The sequence below is a fragment of the Pseudomonas fulva genome (genome assembly GCF_023517795.1).
Taxonomy (GTDB): domain Bacteria; phylum Pseudomonadota; class Gammaproteobacteria; order Pseudomonadales; family Pseudomonadaceae; genus Aquipseudomonas; species Aquipseudomonas fulva_D.
The window spans coordinates 4,816,666-4,835,088 of sequence record NZ_CP082928.1; the positions used below are offsets into that span (position 1 = coordinate 4,816,666).

Here is an 18,423-nt window from a genome sequence, read left to right on the forward strand (position 1 = left end):
GGCCATGCCCGCGATTTGCTGTGTTTAGATCAGCTTACCTGCGCCCAAGAACTCAATAGTACGCCGCTTTGCTTCATTAGCCTCTGTAGCCTGGGTTGAACAAAGCGACACCCAGGTTTCTAGCGCACGCCAATCTGCCCTTCGCGCAGAAAACAGCGAAACACGATGTGTCCAGGCGCTTTCCTCAAACCGCCGCATAACGCATCATTGCGCGCTCGAAAATTCATCTGCCAGACGTTAAGGGATTAACCGATGGAGTACCCGCACATCACCCATCATGGCGCCCAGGATGGGGTAACCGGTTCCTGCCACCAGCTGCATATGGCGCAGCACAGCAGCCTGCTGATCGACTGCGGGCTTTTTCAGGGCGCCGATGCCTCGCCGCTTGGTGCGCGGGCCGACCATCAGCGTATTGAATTCCCCCTGGATGGCATTCACGCGCTGATCGTTACCCATGTGCATGCCGACCATGTGGGACGCATTCCCTATCTGCTGGCCGCCGGCTTCAAGGGGCCTATCCTCTGCAGTGATCCCTCGGCCAAACTGCTGCCCATCGTGCTGGAGGACGCGTTCAAACTCACCTTCAGCCGTGACCAGAAACAGGTCGAGCGCTACCTCAAGCAGGTGCAGGAGCGAATCATCGCGCTGCCCTACGATCACTGGTTCACCCTGCACAATGACGAAGGCCTGCATGCCAAGGTGCGGCTGCAGCGCGCTGCCCATATGCTCGGCTCCGCCTATGTGGAAATCGATGTGCAGTACCGCCCAGGCGAAGCCAGCACGCGTATCGTATTCTCCGGCGACCTCGGTGCCCCCGGCGCGCCGATCCTCAAGCCCTGCGTACCACCAAGCCGCGCCGACATCCTGGTGCTGGAAAGCACCTACGGCGACCGCCTGCACGAGGACCGCAGCACCCGCCGCCAGCGCCTGGAGCAGGTCATCGAACATGCCCTGGCCAACAGCGGCACCGTGCTGATCCCCGCCTTCAGCGTCGGCCGCACCCAGGAACTGCTCTACGAGCTCGAAGACATCATCCACAGCAAAAAGCTGGACACCCCAGCCGCTCCGGAGGCCCCTGTGGGAGCGGGCCACGCCCGCGAAAATCTCGAATCCGCACCAAATTCCCCTGCCGAAACCGACTGGCCCCGCCTGCCCATCATCCTCGACTCCCCCCTGGCCAGCCGCTTCACCCAGGCCTACCGCGAACTCAAAGACCACTGGAACGAAGAAGCCCAGGCTCGCGTGCAGGCCGGCAGAAGACCGCTGGCGTTCGAGCAACTTATCACTGTCGACAGCCACGCCGACCACCAGAAGATTCTCAATCATCTGGTCAGCAGTGCGCGACCCGCCATCGTTATCGCCGGCAACGGCATGTGTTCCAGCGGCCGCATCGTCGATTACCTCAAGGCCATGCTCGGCGACCCCCGCCACGACGTGCTGTTCGTCGGTTATCAGGTCAGAGGCACGCCCGGCCATGCCATCCAGCGCTTCGGGCCGCGCAATGGCTACGTTGAGTTCGATGGCCGGCGCTACGACATTCGCGCAGCCGTGCACAGCATCGGCGGGTATTCGGCCCATGCCGATCAGGCGGGTTTGGTCGGCTTTGTCACAACGATGGAGCAGTGGCCGAGGGAGATTCGGTTGGTGCATGGGGAGGTGGCGGCAAAAGCCGCCCTGCAACGAGTGCTGCTGACGCGATACGCTCAAAGGGGCATACCGCTTCTTATCAATGCAGAAAGCACATAGCCTTGACGCCGCAGACATCGGCAAAGCTTTACCTTGAAAAAGCTACTCAATGAGTTCGGGCTGAATACCACTCGAGGCAAAGCTGCCCCGAGCGATCACCCAGCCCGATGCTGCAGTTACAGTCAGAAGCGGACGGTCACCCCCGCGTTAACCGAATGGAAACGAGTGTCGGAACCGAACTGCCCTTGATAGGACAGGCCCAGGTCGGTCTGGCTATTCAAGCGAAGCTTCGTACCCACTTCAGTGAGTGCCATGTCACGGGTTTGAGCCACGCCTTGCACTTCGAAGTTCGGGCCGCCAGCAAAGGACTGCTCGCTTCGCGGATCCAGATCACCATAGGCACGTCGCCATCCTAGCGAGCCGTAGACCTGCGTATTGAGGTTCGCGACGCGCGTGTGGGTCGAGGCGCGCAGGCCCGTTGTCGAGAAGACGGTATCCTGTTTGTCGCTGGAAACATCCAGAGCGGCCGCTCCACCTTTTTCATGCAGATCGTCGGCATCATAGCGAACGTAGGAAAGGCCGACGAAAGGCTCCAGCACCACGCTGCCAACCGGCAAGCGGTAGGCGGCCTCACCGTTCGCTTGCAGCGACTGGGCGTCGCGTTTGCCGGTCAAGCGATCACTGAATCCGCCAAAGGCAACATTGCGCTCGCTCTCCAGGCGGTGCCAGGTGTAACCGAGATCGGCACTGAGGCGCAGGGCATCGATCTCGCCGCCGGTATACAGGCCCAGGTGATAGTTGTCGCTGTGGCCCTCGGCATCACGCTTATCGGCGTCGAACTTCGAGCGGCTGTAACCGCCATACACACCACCACGCCAATCCGGGGTGAAGCTGCCATCGGCACCGAACAGCAAGCCGCCCGTGCTCTGACGCAGACCGTCGGCACCCTTATTTCCGTCTACCTTGGTCCAGTTGCCGAATGGCTGCACCCATGCACCGTTTTCGCTAGGTGGCGTGCCGGGCATAAAGCTCAGGGCCATGGCTGGCAGGCGCACAGATCCGCTGTCCAGCAGATTACGCACGCGAGTCCCTACCACGCCTGACACCATCTGGCTGTTGGCAATCAGTGCGGTGGAGGTGCTGCTGAGAGAGTCCCCGGACAGCTGATCTGCTGCGTCACGCGCACTTTCGGCATCCAGAATCAGCAGGTTGTTGTAGAGGCGCAGGGATTCGCCGCTTTGCTCCAATACACTCAGCGCGCCGGCAGTATTGAACTGGTTTTCGGTCAACATGACTGTCTGGAAGATACCCAGAGTGGGTTCTGGGGTCGGCGTTGGCGTTGGCGTCGGAGTAGGTTCGGGTGTTGGTGTTGGTGTTGGTGTGGGAGTCGGTTCGGGAGTGGGCGTCGGTGTCGGCTCTGGAGTCGGTGTCGGGGTTGGCGTCGGTTCCGGCGTCGGAGTAGGTATTGGGGCTGTACTCTTTTGCTCGATGGTCAGGTTCAGATCATTGGCAGTACGCTGCAGCCCGACATTCAGGAACGCCGAATTGGTAAACGCCTGGGCATAGGTGGTTCCTGCAGCGGCGCCGTCAACCAACCCGCCTTGAGCGGAGAGCAAGGTATAGGTTCTGCCGCTTTGGTAACTTTGCGAGGAATCCAGGGCCGTCACGTTGACCTGCGTGCCACGCAGGGTAGCCGTGCCGCTCACGTTGATCCGATCTGCACCGCCGTTACTGGCAATATCCGCCGCATAACGCGAGCCGGCGGCCATGTCGAGGTCGCCCTGTATGGTCAGCGCACCTAAGGCACTTTCACCGGGCGAGAGCGTACCGCCGGCGGCTACTTCCGTAGTGCCCACTTGACCGGTGCCGGCCAGAACGCCGCCGTCCAACACCTGGGTGCTGTTGGTGTAGACCCCGAATTCATTGCGCCCCACGGTGCCGTTCACCACCAGGGTGCCGTTGCCGACGTTCAACCGCGAAAGACTTTGGGTTGTGGCCGTGTTGCCGCGCTGATTGACCTGGTCGACATCACCCGACAGCACGAGTCGCCCGCCGCGTACAACCACACTACCGGCCAGCCCAGTAAGGTCGCCGCTCAGGGTGGTATTGCCGTTGAACGCATACACGCGGCCGGTTCCACTCAACGTGTTGGCGACTTGCAGATCGGTGTCCGTGTGGTTGAACGCCAGGTGCCCGTTGCCGGTGCCGAAGCGAATGGCTGTTTGCGGGTTCAACCGGCCGGCCGCCTGAGCGGCTCCGGCAGTCACCGAATCGATATCGGTACGGTTAGGATCAGTCACGACCGAACCGCCTACAGCAAGCGTGCCCCGGGTCGGAGTGTTGATGCTGCTGATCGTGCTGATGAGAATCCCGTTGGTAGCACTCAGTTCGGCACCATCGGACAGCGTGAGGTAAGTACGAGTGTCGCTGGTACCGAGTGTCATGCTCTGAGTTTCCAGGCGTGTGCCTTGCCCGGAAACATTCACTTGGTTACTGCGGCTGCTGATGGCCGAACCCAGCAGCAGTGAGTCGGTCGCCAGCACGGCACCATTTTCGAGCGTCAGATCGTTTCTATTCCTGAAAACACCGCTGTTGTCCCAGCGGGTTCCAGCATCGGAAAGCCTGACAACTGAGTCGATGTCCACCTGCTGGCTGCTGATTTTGCCGCCATCATTGGCCGTTACGCCTGATCGGTACACGAATACACCACCGGCCTCGATGTTGACCGCGTCGACCAGGGAGTTTTGGCCACTCACGAGCAGTTGCGCGTTCGAAAAGGCATTGGAGCGCGAACCGTTGACATCGCCAAGATCCAGATCCCGCACTGACACCTGGCCCCCGTTTCGCACGGTCAGGTCGCCTTGACCGACGCCACCGACAACGATCGTGTTACCCAGCACGAATGACGTGCGGGGCACGATCCAGCGTGAACCCGCGCCTTCGACCACTACACTGGCCTGGGCCGGATTTACACCCGTGCTGCTGGCTTGGCCCACAATATTGCCGCCTTCACTGGTCAAGGTTGCGCCATTGTTGATAGTTAGACTGGAGGTGTTGCCGTCGGTTGACCGGACGTTGACTGAGCCATCGATTACGCGGTCACTGCTGAAGGTTTCCTGACCGTTGGTGAGCGTGTAGTCCGCTGCCTGAGCCTCTGGAAGCACTGCAAGAGTAATTGCAAGAGCAAGAGGGGATATTCTGAATAAGGGGTTCATAGCAGTTGCAGATACTCCATATAAAGGCCACGAGGGTGGCTGCCGGCCCAGCGGGCCAAAGCGTTTCCGTTAGGCAGGTTGCTAACGACGGGAGTATCAGGAGGCGCAATCTTGGTGGGTATAGTACGCATGCACTAACGCCCGCATCCCAGCAGAACTGGGAGCACGCTTTGGTCAGAGCATTTGCGCGAGCGGTAACCCGGACTTGTCTGTGCAAAAGCATTCGCAAACAGCCGATCACCGCACGACGCAGGTATAAGGCGACATGCCCGCAGAGTCGGTCAATTTCGTGACGGGGATGGAGCAGTGACAAGAGGAGATTCGTTCGGCGCACGGCGAGGAGGGCGCCAAGGCGTCATCGAGCCTAGTCGTGCTAGATGCCTGCGCGTGCGGATTGATCGTTCGGATCCACGTCACTGAGCTTGCTGCGGGCTAAAAACGAAGGAAAAAAATGAAGATTCGTTCACATAGATGGTAGTTGATTGACAAAGAATGGTTAGAATGCGCGCTCGATAGGGCAACGGTCTGCCCCACGTCAACGCTGTTGATTGGGCACCAGGCCGATCCATTCAGTACCAGATAGTATAAAAAGTACTCCGATTGATGCGAGCCAGCAGTCATTCGGGGCGCGATGCCACAGCTTGCACTGCGTTGCAGGTTTTACAGGAGTGTAGTGAAGGCAACGATTGCCGGATCCGGTTATGAGAATGTTCAATCCAGCCCTATCGGCGCCCAGCCGCCCGTTTATCAAGCGTGAACCTACCTACGTCGTGCTGGGTGGCCCGGCTTTGCTGCCTTGCCTATCAGCACGCTCGCGCTCCGGGCTCCTGTGCCACGAGGCGCTCCAGTCGTCGCCTTCCCGGTCGCCCGCAGTGGCATCCTTGCCCTCGGCATGATGTATCAACGTGGATTGATCATCTGCGCAGCTCACCAAAGCGATCACGTTTTTCCGTGCCTCGAATTTCTCTCGCCCGCCTTGAAACAGGATGACTGAGCCCATGTCGCAAGTCCCAACCGCCCGTTCGCAGAACGACGAAATCGATCTCGGCGAGTTAATGCGCGCATTGTGGGAGCGCAAGAAGCTGATCATCGGCGTCGCTGCCGTCGTCACGCTGTTGGCCGTTGCCTATGCATTGTTGGCAACCAAGTACTACCGGACCCAGAGCATCCTGCGGCCGGTGGCGATGAATGTGCTCGATGAACTCAACGCGTCTGGGTTGTACGAACTGACCCCCGAAGAAGCACTGCAGCGAGTTGGCGCCGGCATCAGCTCCTACGAGTACCGGCTTGAGTACTTCAATGCCAATCAGGAGCTTTTTGGGCCGGATGCCATGAGTGATGGGCAGACTCCTGAACAGGCGCTGAACCAAATTATCGAAGATTTCGAAATATTACGCTCAGATGCCAGCCGCCCTGATGGTGGCTTCTCATACGTGGGCCTCGCCTATACCTATCCGTGGGGCGTGAAAGGCGCAGATATTGTCAATGGACTGATCGAGTATGTCATTCAGCAGGAGCGTGCTGCGCTAGCTGAGGATGTGGAAGTGATCATTCGTAATCGCTTGGCGAAGCTGGAGCAGCGCATGGCTGCCGAGCGGGCCGCCTATCAGGCGGACAAACAGGCGAAAATTGCCTCTCTTTCCGAAGCTGACGCCCTGAAACGAGCCCAGCTTGAGGACGAGCTGAATTCGTTGCGCAAGGAGCTGCGTACACGCCGTGATAACCGCATCGCTCAATTGAACGAAGCCATCGTGATCGCCAAATCGCTGGGTATCGAAAAACCGAGCACGCCGTCTACCCTCGCGGATAGCGCGCCGGTAACCGGCTCGGGCAACGTCATTCGTACGGAAGTCAACAATCAGCAGATTCCGTTGTACTTCATGGGTACTGAGGCGCTTGAAGCCGAGCGCAATGCGCTGCAAAAGCGTCGGTCGGATGAATTCACTGAGCCGCGGATTGCCAAACTCCAGGCCGATTTGCGACTGCTGGAGCAGAATCGCGAAGTGGAACTGCTCAAGCAGCGCGCCGATGAGGACGTATACATCGAGAATTATGCGAAGTGGAGCCAAGAAGCTGCGGAGTTGAAAGGACTTAATTTGAATCTTAATGCTCTCCAATTAGTAAGTATCGATAGACTGGCGATATATCCGCGTACAGCCGTGAAGCCAAAACGCCTGTTTGTGATTGCGCTGGGTGGGGTTCTAGGCTTTATGCTGGGCGTGAGTGGTGCACTGATTCTTGCAATGATAAATAGAGGTCGAATTAGATAAGATGTTAATGAAGTATGTCAGGGCTTTATCTAAAAGTTCTAAAAGTGATGCTAATTGGTCACTTCCAAGGTAGGCCAATGACTGGTTTAATTGTTAAATTATGGGCAGGGTTGGGGCTTGAAGATAATCTTCCTGTCAAGTGAGTTGCTACGCTTTTCATTATAATTTATACGGGTAATCAACATTTATGAATGCTTACCGAAATTTGGTGGAGTGCTGAAAAGAGGAAGGATTTAGTAGATTTTTAGGGTTAATTGGTTGGGGTATTGCCTTGAAAGGTACATTATTAATATTTTTCGCGAATGTTATTTACAGCATTCCTACTGTGATTCTTGTGGTGATGGCTTCCCATATGGGGAAGCCATCTTCAGTTGTTGAGCTTGGGCTTGCAATATCGGTCTGCGCCCCGGCTCAACTACTACTGTCAATGCAAAATAATGTATCCATTATAAGTGGAAAGCTTAGCCTCGTTGATGCAATGAGAACTAGAATTAATTTGCTTCCTGTGTTTTTGCTAATTGGTTTGTTCGGTGCGTTATTTTTTTCATCAATTTTGTTTCTGTGCTTTTTTTTATATAGGGGGTCAGAGTTTTTATACGAAGTAGAAATGGTTGAGTGCTTTCGAGTTGGTGATTACCTAGATGCGCTGTATAGAACGCTTCAGAGGGCAATATTTTTCTTGGCTTTATCTACGTCTGTACTGATGCTGCATGGCAGCCTTGAGCTTAGTATCGCTGTTGCTGGTATTCCAATGGCCATTTTTACCATGGCGAGATGCCTGAGAAAGTACGCTGGTCGTGGGGTTGTTGTATTCAATTTTGCGCTTGGTGGTGCAGCTTTTATTGCTAGTCTAATAGTCAATTTGCCTAGGTATTATGTTGTTGCTGCCGACTCGTTATATGCGGCTTTCTATTCCAATATGATGACGATTATTCTAGGCGGGGGGGTTTTATATGGTGCGCTGAACAACTATATGTTTGCACGGCTCTGTGTGCAGGGTAAAAGAGGTGTGCAAAGATTTATGAACTATTCGCTTCTCTTGTTTTTTTTCGGGATTTTCTTGTCTTTCTTTATTCTAGAGTCTACGAGCATTCAATCTTGGATTGTAAGTTTGTTTCTCGGATATAAATATATAGAACTCTCTGGAGGGGTGATGGGTTTTGCATTGCTGTATCTTGTTTTGTATTTCCATAGCGTTCTCAACTACGTTTTTGTTTATCTAGATGATGCGCCAATATATTTAGGATCACTTGGAGTGTATGGGGTGCTAATGGCTTTGCTAATTTATCATAACTTAAGCTCTGCTTTGTTGGGGCAGAAGTTGGTTTGGTTTGTTTGTGCTGTTGGAGTATTGTATGGGATAGTTTGCTATTTTTATTTGTCTTTCAGGCTTTCAGTGAGGCGTCCAGGTGTCTGAGCTTTTGATTGTTCTGATCTACGCCAGCTCTATGTTGGGTGGTAGGGTTGCTTATCTCGCAGTTGGGGCCTTTAGTATTTGGGGAGGGCTTAGGCTGATTAGCGATTTTTCATTTTTTAATAATAAGTTTACCCCTCTGCAGCTTTTTGTTTTTGTTTTGCCGTTCTTTGTTTTTTGTACTTGGTGTTATGGCGTACTGAAGGGATTGGCTGGTGGCGTTACTCCGGCCTACGCATTTTCAAATTTTTTTGGTCTTTCATTATATCTGCTTTTTTATCCATTCTTTTTTTATGTGAGCGTCAAGTCCATAAAAAAAGTCTTGTTAATCGCTTCTTTTTTTGCGTGTGTGTTTGCTATATATTCAGTCTTCAGTTTTTTTGCGCGGGTGGGGGGAGGAGGGGAGGCAAATGTGGTTGGATTGTCGGGTTTTAGAACAATTTATTCTGTGGCTTTTTTGTATGTGACACCCTTTCTATTACTCTCCATGGTTTCAATTTTCTTGCTTGGGAACGGTAGCTCTCGTATTACGCTTATGAGCTTTTTTTTACTTGCCTTGTATTCTTTTGTGTTGATTGTTCCGGCAATGTCAAAAGGATATATATTGGTCTTTCTTTTCCTTGGTTTTCTAATTTTTTCTAGGGGGGTTATTATTTCTTTTGGGTTTCTTCTTGTGCGCTCAAGCCTGCTTTTTTTGACTGGACTCGCTGTTTTTTTTGTGCTGGTATTGCTTTTTTTTACAGATATATACGATGTTTTGATATTTAGCTTTTCTTCTAATGAGCCAAGTAACTCTGTTAGGTCTGAGCAGTTTTCATATTTGATTTCTGAATGGAATTTGCAGGGCGCTGGGCTGGGAAGTGGTTTGGTTTCCGGGTATTCTCGAGATGATTCTGGTTATGGTTTTGAGCTGACCTACATAAATTTAATCAATAAACTTGGAGTGTTTAGCATTCCTCTTTTTTTATCATATATTGTGCCTGTGTTTTTGGGGTTGAAGTTGTTTTTAATTGATGGTGATCATGTGAGAGGCGCTTGGGTTTTGGGCTTGATGGCATATTTGATTCCGGGGGCAGGCAATCCGCTTTTGCTGGCTCCAGTGTTCGTTTTTTCTCACTTTGCAGCTATCAAAATAGCTATTAGTGCTGATAGGAGCTAGCTTCATGTCTTTGACTGTACTGAGGGTTTATGAGTTTTGTTAGTGTTTGCATAGCAACATATAATGGGGGCTCTTTTTTAAGAGAGCAGCTTGTATCGGTTTTGTCACAGCTTCCTGCCAATTCAGAGGTTTTAGTCGGGGATGATGGATCTACTGACGATACAGTAGCTATCGCTGAAGGTTTCGCTGACCCTCGAGTGAGGGTTATTATGAACTCAAGTAATCTTGGTTATATAAGAAATTTCGAAAATCTTTTGGGGTTGGCCGCAGGGGACTACATTTTTTTTTGTGACCAGGATGACGTATGGCCAAATGGAAGAGTGGATAAGATGATTTCTGCGATGAAATCAACGAAAAAACTTTTGGTTGTGGGTAGTACTGACTATTTTTTTACCAACCCAGCTGATCACCATTATTTTTGTGGATTTAGCCATCAGCGTGATGGTTCTTATTTGAGAAATATTTTCGACCTGGCCGCCGGGCGTAATGTTCCTTATTTTGGGTGTTCAATGCTGATATCTAAAGAGCTTAAGCTGTCTTTATTACCATTTGGAAGTCCAACTGTAAGTCATGATATTTGGACGTTCTTAGTGGCGACAAGGCTTCGCTCGATCTCTCATACCCGAGATGTTGTGACTTATAGGCGTGTGCATAATAATAATTTGAGTAATCGCAAGCGTAGCTTTCTTGACAAAATTATCACCAGAGTTATCTGGCTTATTGCTTTTTTCAAAATTTTTATGGGAAAAAGATAGATGTTCAAATCTCAGGTTCTGCTCATCACTGGTGGTACTGGCTCTTTTGGTAATGCCGTACTCAAGCGCTATCTCGATACCGATATCGCTGAAATCCGAATCTTCAGCCGTGATGAGAAAAAACAGGATGACATGCGCAAGCATTACGCCAGCCCCAAGCTGAAGTTCTACATTGGCGACGTGCGCGACTACCAGAGCGTCTTGAATGCCACGCGCGGTGTGGATTACATCTTCCATGCCGCCGCATTGAAGCAAGTGCCGTCTTGCGAGTTTCACCCCATGGAAGCGGTCAAGACCAATGTGCTGGGCACCGAAAACCTGCTGGAAGCTGCCATCCAGAATGGCGTCAAGCGCGTGGTCTGCCTGAGTACCGACAAGGCTGTTTACCCGATCAACGCCATGGGTATTTCCAAGGCGATGATGGAAAAGGTCATGGTGGCCAAGTCACGCAACCTCGATGAAACCAATACGGTCATTTGTGGCACCCGTTACGGCAACGTCATGGCTTCTCGCGGCTCGGTGATTCCGCTGTTCGTCGATCAGATTCGTGCCGGCAAGCCGCTGTCGATCACCGACCCGAACATGACCCGTTTCATGATGACCCTGGCCGATGCGGTCGACCTGGTGCTGTATGCATTCGAGCATGGCCGCAATGGCGACCTGTTCGTGCAGAAGGCACCTGCTGCTACTGTCGAAGTGCTCGCGCAAGCGCTGACCTCCCTGCTGGGCAAGCCCGACCATCCCATCCAGGTGATCGGTACCCGCCATGGCGAGAAACTCTACGAAGCGCTGCTGAGCCGCGAGGAAATGGCCTGCGCCGAAGACCGTGGCGAGTACTACCGCGTGCCGCCGGACCTGCGCGACCTGAATTACAGCAAGTTCGTCGAGCAGGGCGAGGAGCGTATTTCCCATACGGAAGATTACAATTCGCACAACACCGAGCGCCTTGACGTGCAGGGCATGCAGAAGCTGTTGCTCAAGTTGAATTTCATGCGCGCCATTCAGCGCGGCGAAGACGCAGCGCCCGAGGAGTGAGCATGAAAGTATTGATCACCGGGGCCAACGGTTTTGTTGGCAAGAACCTGATCGTACATCTCAACGAGCGTCAGGATATCGAGGTTCTCAAATTCGGTCGCTCCGATGACTTGAATGCACTTGGCGAGCGTGTAGCTCAAGCGGACTTTATCTTCCACCTGGCAGGTGTAAACCGCCCTCAGGATCCTGCGGAATTCGATCAGGGCAATACCGAGCTGACGGTTGAACTGTGCAAGGCCATCGAGGCCAGCGGTCGGCAGATTCCGGTTGTCTATACCTCGTCGAGCCAGGCCGCTTTGGACAACCCCTATGGCGCCAGCAAGCGTGGTGCCGAGGAGGCCCTGCAGGCGCTCTCGGCGCAGCACGGCAACCCGGTGCATGTGCTGCGGCTGCCGAACGTGTTCGGCAAATGGGCCAGGCCGAATTACAACTCGGCAATAGCCACCTTCTGCCACAACATCGCGCGTGATTTGCCTATCCAGATCAACGATCCGGCCGCCGTTATCACCCTGGTGTATATCGATGACGTGATCGCTCATTTCCTCGCCTTGATGGCAGCCGAGGAGGCTGGTGTTGACGTGCAGCCGCAATATCGGGTGAGTGTCGGCGAGATAGCCGACCGCCTGCACGGTTTCAAAGACAGCCGCAATACCTTGGTCACGGATCGGGTGGGTGACGGCTTCGTGCGCGCCCTGTACTCGACCTACTTGAGCTACCTGCCGCCCGAGCTATTCACCTACGAAGTGCCGAAGTATGGTGACCCGCGTGGCGTGTTCGTGGAGATGCTGAAGACCCCCGACTGCGGGCAGTTCTCGTTCTTTACCGCGTACCCGGGTATTACCCGTGGCGGCCATTATCACCACACCAAGACCGAGAAATTTCTCGTCATCAAGGGGCGCGCCCGCTTTGGGTTCCGCCATATGACCTCGGGTGAGTTTCATGAGGTCGTCACCGAGGGCGATAAGCCGCAGATCGTCGAAACCGTTCCCGGCTGGACCCATGACATCACCAACATTGGTGACGATGAAATGATCGTGATGCTCTGGGCCAACGAGATCTTCGACCGCGCGCACCCCGATACCTACGCCTGCCAGGTGAAACCATGAAAAAGCTGAAAGTTGCCACGGTCGTTGGCACCCGCCCGGAAATTATCCGCCTGGCGCGCGTGATGGCCAAGATGGACGAGCATTGCGACCATGTATTGATCCATACCGGGCAGAACTACGATTACGAGCTCAACGAGATCTTTTTCGACGATCTGGGTATCCGCCGCCCTGATCACTTTCTCAATGCCGCGGGTGCAACTGGCGCGGAGACCATCGGCAACGTGATCATCGCGGTCGACAAGATGCTGGCTGAAGTCCAGCCCGACGCGTTGTTGGTGCTGGGCGACACCAACAGTTGCATGGCGGTGATTCCGGCCAAGCGACGCAAGATACCCACCTTCCATATGGAAGCAGGCAACCGCTGTTTCGACATGCGAGTGCCGGAAGAGATCAATCGCCGCATCGTCGATCACACGGCGGATATCAACCTGACCTATAGCACCATCGCCCGCGATTACCTGCTGCGCGAAGGGCTGTCGCCGGATATGGTGATCAAGACCGGCAGTCCGATGTTCGAGGTATTGACTCACTATCGTGAAGGCATCGACGCCTCCGATGTGCTTCAGCGCCTTGGGCTGGAGGAGGGCAAGTTCTTCGTGGTCAGTGCGCACCGTGAAGAGAATATCGACTCCGAGAAAAACTTCCGCAAGCTGGCCGAGACCTTGAATCAGGTCGCCGCGCACTACGATCTGCCAGTAATCGTGTCCACTCACCCGCGTACTCAAAAGCGTGTGGATGCATTGGGCGTGACCTTCCATCCCAATGTGCGGTTGCTCAAGCCGCTGGGCTTCAAGGACTACAACAAGCTGCAGGCCTGCGCCAAAGCGGTGTTGTCCGACAGTGGCACCATTTCGGAAGAGTCTTCGATTCTGAACTTCCCGGCGCTGAACATTCGTGAAGCTCACGAGCGCCCCGAGGGCATGGAAGAGGCCGCCGTGATGATGGTCGGGCTCGAAGTCGAGCGAGTGATGCAGGCGCTCCAAGTGCTCGAGTCGCAAGGCCGTGGTGACCAGCGCAGCTTGCCTTTGGTGGCTGATTACAGCATGCCTAACGTGGCGGACAAGGTCGTGCGGATCGTCCATAGCTATCGAGACTATGTGATGAGAACAGTTTGGCGGAGGTACTAGACCGTGGCCATCCGGGTACTTTTACTTACTCAGTGGTTTGAGCCCGAACCTACTTTCAAGGGATTAGTTTTTGCTAGGGAGTTAATGCGGCAGGGTTTTGAGGTCGAAGTCCTTACGGGGTTTCCCAATTACCCAGGAGGCAAGTTATATCCTGGATATAAGGTCAAGCTTTTGCAGCGTGAAGTTATTCATGGTGTAGAGATAACTCGAGTACCGCTGTACCCAAGCCATGGGCGAAGTGGAATCGGCAGGGTGATGAATTATTTGAGTTTTTCGGCTGCTGCATCAGTTTACGGTCTATTCGGGGCTAAGCGCCCTGATGTCATATATGCCTATCATCCGCCTTTGACCGTTGGTATCACAGCAGCGCTGATAAGGATTTTTCGTAGAGTACCTGTGGTTTATGATGTTCAAGATATGTGGCCTGATACGCTAAATGCAACCGGTATGTTTTCCAATCGGACTGGATTGAAGATAGTTTCCCGGATTTGTGATTGGGTATATCGAACAGCAGACCACTTAGTCGTCTTATCTCCAGGGTTTAAGCGTATCTTGATTTCGCGTGGAGTTCCTGAAGAGAAAATAGATATCATCTACAACTGGTGCGATGAGAATGCGTTGGCAAAGGTGGATGTTAATATCTCTGCCGATTTCCCTGGGTCTGAGAGTTTTCGGATCTTGTTCGCAGGAAATATAGGGAAAGCACAGGCATTGGAATCAGTTATTGAAGCCGCTCAAATACTGAAAACCCGAGGGGAGAATATTATTTTTGTTTTTCTCGGTGGTGGCCTAGAGGTCGATAATTTAAAGGAGCTTGCAGTAAGACAGCAGCTTTATAATGTGAGATTTCTTCCTAGAGTACCTATGTCAGAGGTCGGTAGTTATTTGAATAGCGCAGATGCCTTATTGGTGCATCTGAAAAAAGATGAGCTATTTACTATAACGATACCCTCTAAAACCCAGGCTTATATGGCGGCAGGAAAACCTATCTTGATGGCTGTTGATGGTGACGCGGCCGATCTTATACGTCAGTCGGGCTGTGGCCAGGTTGCTGAGTCGGAAAATCCGCAAGATATTGCAAATGCTGCGTTGGCATTGCAGAGTCTGAGCGCTGATGAGAGAAAGAGTATGGCTGGCAAAGGGTCGGCCTACTACAAGGAAAATCTTTCGCTGTCTGTTGGAACCTCTCATTTCGGAAGTATCTTCAGAACACTCTCGTTTGCCAAAAGGAAGCCATAATGTTAAAACGATCTTTTGACATTCTAGCCTCGTTTCTTGGGCTAATACTTTTCTCCCCAATAATTCTCATCGTTGCATGCTTGGTTAAACGAAATTTAGGTGCTCCTGTATTTTTCAGGCAGGTGCGGCCCGGTCTCAACGGGGTTCCCTTCGAGATGATAAAGTTTCGTACTATGCGCGATGCTGTAGATCACAATGGGGAAGTTTTGGCCGACGGCGATAGATTAACCAAATTTGGAAGATTTCTCAGGTCCAGTAGCCTCGATGAGTTGCCAGAACTATGGAATGTCCTTCGTAACGATATGAGTATAGTGGGGCCGCGGCCACTGCTTAATAGGTATACCCCTTATTTCACTGAAGAAGAACGATGCCGGTTTTCAGTGAAACCCGGTATTACGGGGTGGGCTCAGATAAATGGGCGAAACGAGTGTAAATGGGATGCGCGCCTGGCATATGATGTTTGGTATGTTAAGAACAGATCTTTCCTACTTGATATGAGAATTATCTTTCTTACTTTCTATAAAGTGCTGAAAAGTGATGGCATAGTCGTAGACCCCTCGCAGACGATGCTGAATCTTGATGAGGAGCGTAGCCGGAAACGAGGGGGAGATAATGTTTAGAAGAGCGTGTGTGAAGGATGCGACTGATATCGTTGCACTTATCCAGTCTTCCTTTGGGCTGTATCATCTTGATAAGATCATTTATGGTTGTCGAGGCGTTGCGCTGTTTTTGGAAAGGCAGTTGTCACTGAGAGAGAGATTGAGTGACGTTTCCGTGTATGTGGCGCATGATGGAGCAAAAGTTATTGCTGTTGCCCAGTTTAAAAAAATAAGGGCGTCAGGCATTTATTACCTGGACTATATTTGTACTGACAGTAAGTTTCGTGGCGGTGGAATAGGTGCGGGGCTGCTGCGATATGCTTTATCTTCGGAGCCTTTTGAGTATAGCCAAGTTGCTCTGGATGTTTTCGAGCACAATACTTCCGCAGCGCTATGGTATAAGAGTTTAGGGTTTGAGGAGCGCTTTGAGAAAAAATGGGTCAAGATAGAAATTGATGGCCAAGAAGGCGAAGCTGGTTATATTGCAAACTTGCCACAGGCGATCGCTAGCTTTGAGTCATACGGGTTCGCGCAGTTAACCGTGTCGACGGACTCAAAAAACTATCAAGTCGGCCTGCTAGGGGATTGCTATTATAGGCTTGGCGACAACCAGGTTTTCAGTGATACACAGGCTATTAATGCTCTTCTTGAATTTGATCCGCATAGAGAGTTTTTGTTAATTATAGACGAAATGCCTGTTGTTAAGGCTGCAGCAGTTAATCAGTTCGCTAAAACGATAAATATGTCGGTTGAAGCGGAGCGCTTGCGAACTAGTCTTGGAATACAGAACGTCCACTGAAGGTTTTATATATGCGAATTGAAAAGCAAGCAAGCGTTGGGCGCAGCGGTGGTCGAGTCTGGGTAGACTATCCAAGAGCTAGGGATGCATTTGAAGCATATCTACGTGCTTTGGAATTGCGTGAAACAGAAGTCGTGCTAATGCCTAATTACATCGGTTATTCTCCGCGAGAAGGCTCGGGTGTGTTTGATCCCATCGTCAATTCGGGAGTTAACTGCGAGTTTTATGAGCTTGATAAAAGCTTGACGATATGTCTTGACTCGATAAAGCGCTGTATTGAAAATTTTGACGTTAAGTTGATAGTGGTTATCCATTATTTTGGTTATGTCGATCCTGGCTACGAACGGGTAGTCGAACTTGCAAAGGCGAATGGTATAAAAATACTTGAAGATCAGGCCCACTCGCTATTTACTGATATTCATGGAGGTGTGAGTGGCCGATTGTCAGATGCAAGTATCTACTCTCTTCACAAAATGCTACCCGTAAGTAGCGGTGGGGCCCTATCGTTGCAGAAGGCAGGTGATGGGTATGCGCCCAGTTTAGTATCAAAACTCTGCTTCGAACATGATATCGCTTCACTGGTAAAAGCCAGAATAAAAAATCACGGTTATTTGACTCGTAGATTGGCAGGGCACGATTCGGTTCTTAAGGCTCTTCGGCCTGTGCTTGAACCAGGTGTGGTTCCGCAAACATTTCCGGTCTTGATCATTTCCTGTGATCGTAACGCTCTATATCAGAAAATGAATGATTCAGGGTTCGGGGTGGTGAGCCTTTATCATACAATGATCTCGGAAATCCAGACGAATCCTGATTTTCAGACGAACTACGTCGCGGAGAGGATTTTAAATTTACCACTACACCAAGGCGCTGATGAAGAGTCGCTTGGTCTGATGTGTGAAACTCTGTTGAGTTTATTGTATGCAAGCTAATATTGTGAGTGGTTATCTGAAATCCTACGATTTGGCCAGGCCGTCCGATTTTGAGGAGTATCTGTCTATATGGCGTACTAGTCAGAGCCGCAGGCCTCATGATCACCCGGGCTATCTAATGCTGATGAAATCTAATAATCAGCACCCGCGCGCAGTGGTATATTTTGAAGATGATATTCCAAGAATCATTTACGCATTTTATATGCTTTACCTTCAGGACTTTCCCTCCATTGGACTTGGGAGTGTACAAGCCTGTCATATAGTTTCGGCATATGGATATGGTGGCCCTGTTTTCTGCCAGTTGGAGTCCGGGGCGTCTGAAGGATTTGAAAGGGCATTCTCAAATTATTTGTCTGAAAACAAAGTGATTAGTGAGTTTGTGCGAGAGGATTTGTTTTCAACGTTCAAGGTGATTCGCCCTGTTGAAAGCATAAAACAGCAAGAAAATGTTGTGGTTGGCCTGCAGAGAACCGCAGAGAGTTTATGGCTGGATTATAAGCACTCGGTTCGAAAGAACATAAAAAGGGCTGAGGCTTCCGAGTTGCAGGTGGAGCTCGACTTTGAGGCAAAAACGACTGAAGAGTTTGTTGAGGTTTATCATCTTACAATGACTAGGACGAACGCCAGCCAGTCATTTATGATTCCCGAGAGTGAATTCGTAAAATTCAATACTCACTTGGTTGAGGATAAAATTGGGTTTTACGTTCATGTCCGCCTCCATGGTGAGGTCATTGCTACCGAGCTTGTATTGCGTTCTCCCAGACATGTTTATTCCTTTTTGGGAGGGTCGAATATGGAGTATTCGGCCCTAAGACCCAGCGATCTGCTAAAGCACCATGTCAATTTATGGTGCGTCTCTAACAACATAGAAGGGTACGTTTTAGGTGGTGGCGTCCGACCGTATGATGGTATTTACAAGTTCAAGCTTGCTTTCGATCAGAATGGATCGACACCATTTTGTGTGCAGCGGCTGATTCACGATAGAAATAGATATGATGATGCCATATCCGCGCGGCGTAACGCAGCCATTGGTGCATCATGGATAGAGAATCCAGACTACTTTCCAGCTTACTTCTCCTGACATCTCCTG

At 51.7% G+C, this 18,423-nt stretch carries 14 protein-coding genes; 13 read left to right on the forward strand and 1 reads right to left on the reverse strand.

Annotation, left to right across the window (positions count from 1 at the left end; genetic code table 11):
• Nucleotides 1-252 precede the first annotated feature (252 nt).
• Nucleotides 253-1,746 (forward strand): MBL fold metallo-hydrolase RNA specificity domain-containing protein, encoded by a 1,494-nt coding sequence (locus tag K8U54_RS22285; RefSeq protein ID WP_249907848.1) that lies wholly within the window; start codon nt 253-255, stop codon nt 1,744-1,746.
• Nucleotides 1,747-1,868: 122 nt separating this feature from the next.
• On the opposite strand, the gene K8U54_RS22290 is transcribed toward K8U54_RS22285, so the two are convergent.
• Nucleotides 1,869-4,901 carry an autotransporter outer membrane beta-barrel domain-containing protein gene (locus K8U54_RS22290; protein ID WP_249907849.1) on the reverse strand — a complete coding sequence of 1,011 codons (3,033 nt, stop codon included), beginning with the start codon at nt 4,899-4,901 and terminating at the stop codon, nt 1,869-1,871.
• Between the two features lie 998 nt (nt 4,902-5,899).
• On the opposite strand from K8U54_RS22290, the gene K8U54_RS22295 reads away from it, so the two are divergent.
• The 12 genes from K8U54_RS22295 to K8U54_RS22350 all read left to right on the forward strand — a co-directional run bounded on the left by K8U54_RS22295 (nt 5,900) and on the right by K8U54_RS22350 (nt 18,414).
• Complete coding sequence (locus K8U54_RS22295) at nt 5,900-7,171, forward strand: Wzz/FepE/Etk N-terminal domain-containing protein (RefSeq protein WP_249907850.1); 1,272 nt, start codon at nt 5,900-5,902, stop codon at nt 7,169-7,171.
• Nucleotides 7,172-7,442: 271 nt separating this feature from the next.
• A complete protein-coding gene (locus K8U54_RS22300; RefSeq protein ID WP_249907851.1) occupies nt 7,443-8,588 on the forward strand; it encodes a hypothetical protein in 1,146 nt (381 codons plus the stop codon).
• Nucleotides 8,581-9,744: a hypothetical protein gene (locus tag K8U54_RS22305; RefSeq protein ID WP_249907852.1), complete on the forward strand. Its 1,164-nt coding sequence runs from the start codon at nt 8,581-8,583 to the stop codon at nt 9,742-9,744. The genes K8U54_RS22300 and K8U54_RS22305 overlap by 8 nt, the downstream gene beginning before the upstream one ends.
• Nucleotides 9,745-9,773: 29 nt before the next feature.
• On the forward strand, nt 9,774-10,499 hold the full coding sequence (locus K8U54_RS22310; protein WP_249907853.1) for a glycosyltransferase: 726 nt from the start codon (nt 9,774-9,776) through the stop codon (nt 10,497-10,499).
• Nucleotides 10,500-11,534 carry a polysaccharide biosynthesis protein gene (locus tag K8U54_RS22315; protein WP_249907854.1) on the forward strand — a complete coding sequence of 345 codons (1,035 nt, stop codon included), beginning with the start codon at nt 10,500-10,502 and terminating at the stop codon, nt 11,532-11,534.
• Between the two features lie 2 nt (nt 11,535-11,536).
• A complete protein-coding gene (gene wbjC, locus K8U54_RS22320) occupies nt 11,537-12,640 on the forward strand; it encodes a UDP-2-acetamido-2,6-beta-L-arabino-hexul-4-ose reductase (protein WP_249907855.1) in 1,104 nt (367 codons plus the stop codon).
• Entirely contained in the window at nt 12,637-13,767 is a 1,131-nt protein-coding gene (wecB, locus tag K8U54_RS22325; protein ID WP_249907856.1) for a non-hydrolyzing UDP-N-acetylglucosamine 2-epimerase, read from the forward strand. The genes wbjC and wecB overlap by 4 nt, the downstream gene beginning before the upstream one ends.
• Nucleotides 13,768-13,770: 3 nt before the next feature.
• On the forward strand, nt 13,771-15,006 hold the full coding sequence (locus tag K8U54_RS22330) for a glycosyltransferase family 4 protein (RefSeq protein WP_249907857.1): 1,236 nt from the start codon (nt 13,771-13,773) through the stop codon (nt 15,004-15,006).
• Entirely contained in the window at nt 15,006-15,626 is a 621-nt protein-coding gene (locus K8U54_RS22335) for a sugar transferase (RefSeq protein WP_249907858.1), read from the forward strand. Before K8U54_RS22330 ends, K8U54_RS22335 begins: the two co-directional genes overlap by 1 nt.
• A gap of 10 nt (nt 15,627-15,636) precedes the next feature.
• Nucleotides 15,637-16,404 carry a GNAT family N-acetyltransferase gene (locus K8U54_RS22340; RefSeq protein ID WP_249907859.1) on the forward strand — a complete coding sequence of 256 codons (768 nt, stop codon included), beginning with the start codon at nt 15,637-15,639 and terminating at the stop codon, nt 16,402-16,404.
• Nucleotides 16,405-16,415: 11 nt separating this feature from the next.
• Nucleotides 16,416-17,333: a DegT/DnrJ/EryC1/StrS family aminotransferase gene (locus K8U54_RS22345; protein WP_249907860.1), complete on the forward strand. Its 918-nt coding sequence runs from the start codon at nt 16,416-16,418 to the stop codon at nt 17,331-17,333.
• Nucleotides 17,323-18,414: a GNAT family N-acetyltransferase gene (locus tag K8U54_RS22350; RefSeq protein WP_249907861.1), complete on the forward strand. Its 1,092-nt coding sequence runs from the start codon at nt 17,323-17,325 to the stop codon at nt 18,412-18,414. The genes K8U54_RS22345 and K8U54_RS22350 overlap by 11 nt, the downstream gene beginning before the upstream one ends.
• Nucleotides 18,415-18,423: the final 9 nt, after the last annotated feature.

Bases quoted from the DNA above. Each gene is read 5' to 3' on its own strand.
- K8U54_RS22295 (WP_249907850.1), top strand. From the start codon at position 5,900: ATGTCGCAAGTCCCAACCGCCCGTTCGCAGAACGACGAAATCGATCTC.
- K8U54_RS22310 (WP_249907853.1), top strand. From the start codon at position 9,774: ATGAGTTTTGTTAGTGTTTGCATAGCAACATATAATGGGGGCTCTTTT.
- K8U54_RS22315 (WP_249907854.1), top strand. From the start codon at position 10,500: ATGTTCAAATCTCAGGTTCTGCTCATCACTGGTGGTACTGGCTCTTTT.
- K8U54_RS22285 (WP_249907848.1), top strand. From the start codon at position 253: ATGGAGTACCCGCACATCACCCATCATGGCGCCCAGGATGGGGTAACC.
- wbjC (WP_249907855.1), top strand. From the start codon at position 11,537: ATGAAAGTATTGATCACCGGGGCCAACGGTTTTGTTGGCAAGAACCTG.
- K8U54_RS22350 (WP_249907861.1), top strand. From the start codon at position 17,323: ATGCAAGCTAATATTGTGAGTGGTTATCTGAAATCCTACGATTTGGCC.
- K8U54_RS22290 (WP_249907849.1), bottom strand. From the start codon at position 4,901: ATGAACCCCTTATTCAGAATATCCCCTCTTGCTCTTGCAATTACTCTT.
- K8U54_RS22345 (WP_249907860.1), top strand. From the start codon at position 16,416: ATGCGAATTGAAAAGCAAGCAAGCGTTGGGCGCAGCGGTGGTCGAGTC.
- K8U54_RS22335 (WP_249907858.1), top strand. From the start codon at position 15,006: ATGTTAAAACGATCTTTTGACATTCTAGCCTCGTTTCTTGGGCTAATA.
- wecB (WP_249907856.1), top strand. From the start codon at position 12,637: ATGAAAAAGCTGAAAGTTGCCACGGTCGTTGGCACCCGCCCGGAAATT.